This is a genomic window from Microbacterium sp. zg.Y909, from assembly GCF_024626565.1.
Genome location: NZ_JANJFJ010000263.1, coordinates 1 through 6158 on the forward strand (window position 1 = coordinate 1; position 6158 = coordinate 6158).

Annotated in this window: 5 protein-coding genes; 3 read left to right on the forward strand and 2 right to left on the reverse strand. The window is 70.6% G+C overall.

The features are described 5' to 3' along the window. Nucleotides 1-39: 39 nt before the first annotated feature. A complete protein-coding gene (locus NQ160_RS16560; RefSeq protein ID WP_257516265.1) occupies nt 40-1140 on the forward strand; it encodes a polyprenyl synthetase family protein in 1101 nt (366 codons plus the stop codon). 35 nt (nt 1141-1175) lie between these two features. Here the strand turns inward: NQ160_RS16560 and NQ160_RS16565 are convergent, their stop codons facing one another. Next, entirely contained in the window at nt 1176-1502 is a 327-nt protein-coding gene (locus NQ160_RS16565) for an Rv2175c family DNA-binding protein (RefSeq protein ID WP_374113668.1), read from the reverse strand. Nucleotides 1503-1672: 170 nt separating this feature from the next. Here NQ160_RS16565 and NQ160_RS16570 point away from each other — a divergent pair, with 170 nt between their 5' ends. Then, nucleotides 1673-2875 carry a muramidase family protein gene (locus NQ160_RS16570; RefSeq protein WP_257516267.1) on the forward strand — a complete coding sequence of 401 codons (1203 nt, stop codon included), beginning with the start codon at nt 1673-1675 and terminating at the stop codon, nt 2873-2875. Nucleotides 2876-2943: 68 nt separating this feature from the next. Continuing rightward, the gene (gene pknB / locus NQ160_RS16575; protein ID WP_257516268.1) at nt 2944-4872 is read left to right on the forward strand and encodes a Stk1 family PASTA domain-containing Ser/Thr kinase; all 1929 of its coding nucleotides are present in this window, start codon (nt 2944-2946) and stop codon (nt 4870-4872) included. A gap of 179 nt (nt 4873-5051) precedes the next feature. Here pknB and NQ160_RS16580 read toward each other — a convergent pair. Continuing rightward, nucleotides 5052-6158, reverse strand: a 1107-nt coding sequence (locus tag NQ160_RS16580; RefSeq protein ID WP_257516269.1) for a 3-deoxy-7-phosphoheptulonate synthase class II, incomplete at its 5' end; no start/stop codon positions are given.

Here is a 6158-nt window from a genome sequence, read left to right on the forward strand (position 1 = left end):
ATCGATTCTAACCGTGCCGTCGAGAACTAGGCTAGGCCCGTGTCGCCTACTGCGGATCCCATCGAGGCTGTTTCACAGCGACTGATCGCCTTCTTCACACACCAGCGGGATGCCGCCCGCGCAGAGGGGCCGGAAGCGGTGTCGTTCATCGAGGCGGGTGTCGGCGCCGTCGGCGGGGGAAAGCGCCTTCGCGCCCGCTTCTGCGTGACCGGATGGCGGGCTGTGGCCGAGGCCGGTGGCCGACGCCCCGGGGATGCCCCGCCGGAGGTCATCGCCGCCGCTGCGGCGCTGGAGATCTTCCAGGCGGCCGCGCTGGTGCACGACGACCTCATCGACAACTCCGACACCCGGCGAGGGCGCCCGTCGGCGCACCGCGCGCTGGAGGCAGGGCACCGCGATGCCGGCTGGCTGGGCGATCAGGCGGGTTTCGGCCGCTCCGCGGCGATCTTGCTGGGTGATCTGCTGGTCGCGTGGAGCGACGACCTGCTCGAAGAAGGGCTCATCTCGGCCGCCGATGCCGCCCGCGCCGCCGCCGCGCGGCGGGAGTACGCGCTCATGCGGCGCGACGTCACGATCGGACAGTTCCTCGACATCGCCGAGGAAGCGGCCTTCCGGCAGTCCCCCGACGGTGAGCACGCAGACCGGGCCTTGCGCGTGGCATCCCTCAAATCCGCCCGCTACAGCGTGCAGCAGCCGCTTCTGGTGGGGGCAGCCCTCGCCGGCGCGGACCCGCAGCAGCACGCCGCGCTGGCGGAGTTCGGTCACCCCGTGGGCATGGCGTTCCAGCTGCGCGACGACGTGCTGGGCGTGTTCGGCGATGCTGCGGTCACCGGCAAGCCGTCCGGAGACGATCTGCGCGAAGGAAAGCGCACCGTGCTCATCGCTTACGCGCGCGAGGCGCTCCCCGTGAGCGCGCGGCGCACGCTGGACGAACTCATCGGCGACCCGCAGCTGGACCAGGAGCAGATCGGCGCACTCCAGCGCACGATCATCGACTCGGGCGCCCTGGACCGCGTGGAGGCTCTCATCTCCGCCTACGCCGCTGAGGCCGACCGGGCACTGCGCGGGGCGCACCTGGGCGATGCCGCCCTCGGCGAACTGCGGAACCTCGCCCGCGCCGCGACGGCTCGATCATCCTGATCAAGCCGACTCGCGCTGATCGCCGAGCGCGCTGATCAGGCGAGCGTTTGGGCGACCCGGCGCACCTCGGCCTTGCGGCCCCGGCGAAGCGCCTCGATCGGGGGCAGACCGATCGAGTCGTCGTGGTCGAGAAGCCAGTCGATCGCCTCATCGTCGGTGAATCCGGCGTCGTGCAGCACGATCGCCGTTCCCCGCAGCGAAGAGAGCGGGTGCCCGTCCACGATGAACACCTCGGGCACCGCCAGCTTGCCGGTGCGACGGGATGCCACGAGGTGGTACTCGTCGATGAGACGCCTCACCCGGCCCAATGGTTCGCCGAGGGTCTCGACGAGTTCAGGCAGTGTCAGCCAGGTGGTCTCGATGCGCGAAGAGGTGGTGTCGCCGGTCACCCTCCCATGATGGCATCCAGTCGGGATGGGTCCGGCCGCTTCATGAGAATCTCATCATTCACAGGGGTCACTTGCGTCACTCGCGTTGACCCATATTCACTTCCGTGACAGCGTGGCGGGGGTTCCCCGAAGGAGACCTCACCATGCGACGACACCGCGCCCTCGCGCCGGCCCCCGCCGCCGCACCCCGGCTTTCATCCCCTCTCGCATCGACCACCGCAGCAGCCGTCCGCCGAAACTGGCCGGCCGCTGCGGCAGGGTCACTCGCGCTGCTGCTCACGTCGGGCCAGGCCGCCCACGCCGTCACGCCCCACCCCGTGCTGCGCGATGCGACGGTCGCGCCGGCGTCCGCCGGCAGCAAATCCCTTCCTGTCGGGCGCGCGCTGCCCGCCACGTCCTCGGCGCCGACCACCCATGTCGTCGAACCGGGCGACACCATCAGCTCGATCGCAGCGGCGCACGGGCTACGGGTGGCCGATGTGCTCGCCCTGAACTCTCTGACCTGGTCGTCGGTCATCATGCCCGGTCAGACCATCCAGCTGGCCGCGCCCGTCGCGCCCGCGGCACCCCCCGCCGGGGCCTACTCGGTCGTCGCCGGCGACACCATGAGCGCCATCGCGTCGCGACACGGGGTGTCGACCGACGCGCTGCTGGCTGCCAACGGAATGGACCGGTCCTCGGTCATCTATCCCGGGCAGACGCTCGCGCTGCCCGGCGCGGGCATGCAGCCCGCGGCATCCGTCTCCCCCGCTGCGGCTCCCCCCACTCCCGCTGCTCCCGTTGCGGCGTCGCACGAGATCACGGCGGGCGACACGATGACCGGGATCGCCTCCCGCTACGGCGTGTCGCTCGACGCGCTGCTGTCCGCCAACGGCATGGATCGCTCCTCGATCATCTATCCGGGTCAGACCGTGAAGATCCCGGCTGCCTCGGTCGCGGGCCTCGACGCGGAACAAGCCGCGAACGCCCGCACGATCATCAGCGTGGGTCGGGAGCTGGGGGTGCCCGACCGGGGCATCGCGATCGCTCTGGCGACCGGCATGGTCGAATCGTGGTTGCGCAATCTGGACTGGGGCGACCGGGACTCGCTGGGCGTCTTCCAGCAGCGTCCCAGCCAGGGCTGGGGCTCGCCGGAGCAGGTGCGCGATGTCGAGCGCGCCGCCCGGGTGTTCTTCGGAGGGCCGTCCGACCCCAACGGAGCCGACAGCCGTGGCCTGCTGGACACACCCGGATGGGAAGCCCTTGCATTCACCGACGCCGCCCAGGCGGTGCAGGTCTCGGCCTATCCCCACCGCTACGGCGACTGGGAAGAGAAGGCGTACGCGTGGCTGGCCGCGCTCGGATGACCACAACCGGCGGCGGCGAGGGTGAGCCGCTACTCGGGGAGCGGCTGCGCCGTCCGTAGACTCTACGCGTGAGCACGAGCCAGCAGACGGACCCGCTGATCGGCCGTCTGGTCGACGGCCGGTACCGCGTGCGTGCTCGCATCGCCCGTGGCGGTATGGCCACGGTCTACGTCGCGACCGACCTGCGGCTCGAGCGGCGCATCGCTCTGAAGGTGATGCACGGGCATCTCTCCGACGACTCGATCTTTCAGAGCCGGTTCATCCAAGAGGCGCGCGCCGCCGCCCGGCTGGCCGACCCGCACGTGGTGAACGTGTTCGACCAGGGCCAGGACGGCGACATGGCGTACCTGGTCATGGAGTACCTCCCCGGCATCACGCTGCGCGACCTGCTGCGCGAGCAGCGCCGACTGACCGTGCCCCAGACCATCACGATCATGGATGCCGTGCTGTCGGGCCTGGCCGCGGCGCACCGAGCCGGTATCGTCCATCGCGACGTCAAGCCCGAGAACGTGCTGCTCGCCGAGGACGGTCGCATCAAGATCGGAGACTTCGGCCTCGCCCGCGCGACGACGGCCAACACCGCGACCGGCCAGATGCTGCTGGGCACGATCGCCTATCTGGCGCCGGAGCTGGTCACGCGCGGCAGCGCCGACGCCCGCAGCGACATCTACGCCCTCGGCATCATGCTGTACGAGATGCTCACCGGTGAGCAGCCCTACAAGGGCGAGCAGCCGATGCAGATCGCCTACCAGCACGCGACCGACTCGGTCCCCCGCCCGAGCGCCAAGAACCCCGGGGTGCCCGAGCCGCTGGACGAGCTGGTGCTATGGGCAACGGAGCGCGACCCCGACGAGCGCCCTTCCGACGCACGCGAGATGCTCGACCGGCTGCGCGAGATCGAGCGGTCGCTGGGCGTCGCACCGCAGGTGGTGCGCACCGCGCCCATCGGCGTGGTGTCCGAGGAGGACGTGCTCGACTCCGGGGAGATGACCAAGGTGCTCCCCGGGGCCTTCACCGCCCCCACGGTGACCTCTGACGTCGACAACTCCACGCGGCTGCGCCGACGCACGCAGCGCAACGCCGCCAAGGGCGGCTGGCTCGTGACCGTGGTGCTGCTGCTGGCGGGTCTCGCCGCAGGGGCCGGCTGGTGGTTCGGGTCCGGCCCCGGCTCTCAGGTGGGCGTGCCCGACGTGATCGGGATGACCTTCGCCGATGCCGAGGCGACCCTTGCCGTCGAGACGCTGCAGGCAGTGGAGACCGGCGAGAACAACCTCGAGGTGCCCGCGGGCCAGGTCATCCGCACCGAGCCCACACCGGGCTCGCGCGTGGACCAGGAGAGCCCCGTCACCGTCTTCGTCTCCCGTGGGCCGGCGGAGGTCTCGATCACCGCCCTGGCGGGAATGTCCGAGGCGCAGGCCCGGGAGTACCTGGACCAGAACATCGTGCGGGTGCAGGACGAGGTCGCGCGGGAGTTCCGTGACGACGTCGAACGCGACGTCGTGCTCGCGGCATCCATCACCCCGCGCGACGGTGGCGACCCGGTGGACTGCGCCGAGGGCTGCGCCGTGAGGCAGGACGACATCGCGTCGCTGACCGTCTCGGCCGGAGCGGTGCCCGACGTCGGCAACACGTCCGTGGAGTCCGCCACCCGCGCGCTGGACGAGGTCGGGCTGCTGGTGGCATCCGACACGATCGGCGAGTGGAGCAGCGACATCGACAAGGGTCGCGTGCTCGGGGTGGCCGACGTGGACGGCCCCCTGCGCCCGGGCGACACCGTCACCCTCGTGGTGTCGAAGGGGCCTCAGCCCATTCAGGTTCCCGACGTCACCGGTTCCACCGTCGCCGAAGCGATGAGAACTCTCGCCAACGCCGGCTTCGAGCCGGGCACAGCGCTGCCGGAGATCGCATGGGGCATCTTCACCGTGAGCAACACGTCACCGGAAGCAGGTTCGTGGCAGCTCCCGGGGACCTCCATCACTCTTCGCGTCACCGGCTGACCTTCCGTCGTCGCAACGGGACCCTCCGCGGGCGCCCGGTGGGCCGTCTGCGTCCACCGAATCGACGCTGACCCGCGCACGCGCTCAGTCGTCGCGAACGGCCCCGTGCGCGCAATGCAGTGGGCCGGTTGCGTCCACCCAGCGGGCGGGCGACGCAACCGCCCGACCCGGGCCGGGGCTCAGCGCTTCTCGAGCTCCTCGGCCACGAGGAACGCCAGCTCCAGGCTCTGCATGTGGTTCAGGCGCGGGTCGCACAGCGACTCGTAGCGCGTCGCGAGGGTGGCCTCGTCGATCATCTCCGACCCACCCAGGCACTCGGTCACGTCGTCACCGGTGAGCTCGACGTGGATGCCGCCCGGGAACGTCCCCACGGCGCGGTGCGCCTCGAAGAACCCGCGCACTTCGTCGACGACGTCATCGAAGCGACGCGTCTTGTACCCGGTCGGGGTCGTGATGCCGTTGCCGTGCATCGGGTCGGTCACCCACAGCGGTGTCGCGCCGGAGTCCTTCACGGCCTCCAGCAGCGGCGGCAGCGCGTCGCGGATCTTGCCCGCACCCATGCGCGTGATGAACGTCAGGCGCCCGGGCTCCCGCTCGGGGTCGAGCTTGTCGATGAGCTTCAGCGCCGTGTCCGTCGAGGTCGTGGGGCCGAGCTTGACCCCGATGGGGTTGCGGATGCGGGAGAAGTAGTCGACGTGCGCGCCGTCGAGGTCGCGCGTGCGCTCCCCGATCCACAGGAAGTGGGCCGAGGTGTTGTACGGCGTCCCGGTGCGCGAGTCGATGCGCGTCATGGGGCGCTCGTAGTCCATCAGCAGGCCTTCGTGGCCGGTGTAGAACTCCACGCGCCGCAGTTCGTCGAAGTCGGCTCCGGCCGCCTCCATGAACTTGATGGCCCGGTCGATGTCGGTCGCCAGGCGCTCATACCGCTGATTCGCCGGGTTCGACGAGAAGCCCTTGTTCCAGCTGTGCACCTCGCGCAGGTCCGCGAACCCGCCCTGCGTGAACGCACGGATGAGGTTCAGGGTGGATGCCGCGGTGTGGTAGCCCTTCAGCAGCCGCGCGGGGTCGGGCTGACGCGACCCGGCGGTGAAGTCGAAGCCGTTGACGATGTCGCCGCGGTAGGCAGGCAGCGTCACGTCGCCGCGGGTCTCGGTGTCGCTCGAGCGCGGCTTGGCGAACTGCCCCGCCATGCGCCCCATCTTCACGACCGGCATCGAGGCGCCGTACGTCAGCACGACCGCCATCTGCAGCACGGTCTTGATGCGGTTGCGGATCTGCTCGGCGGT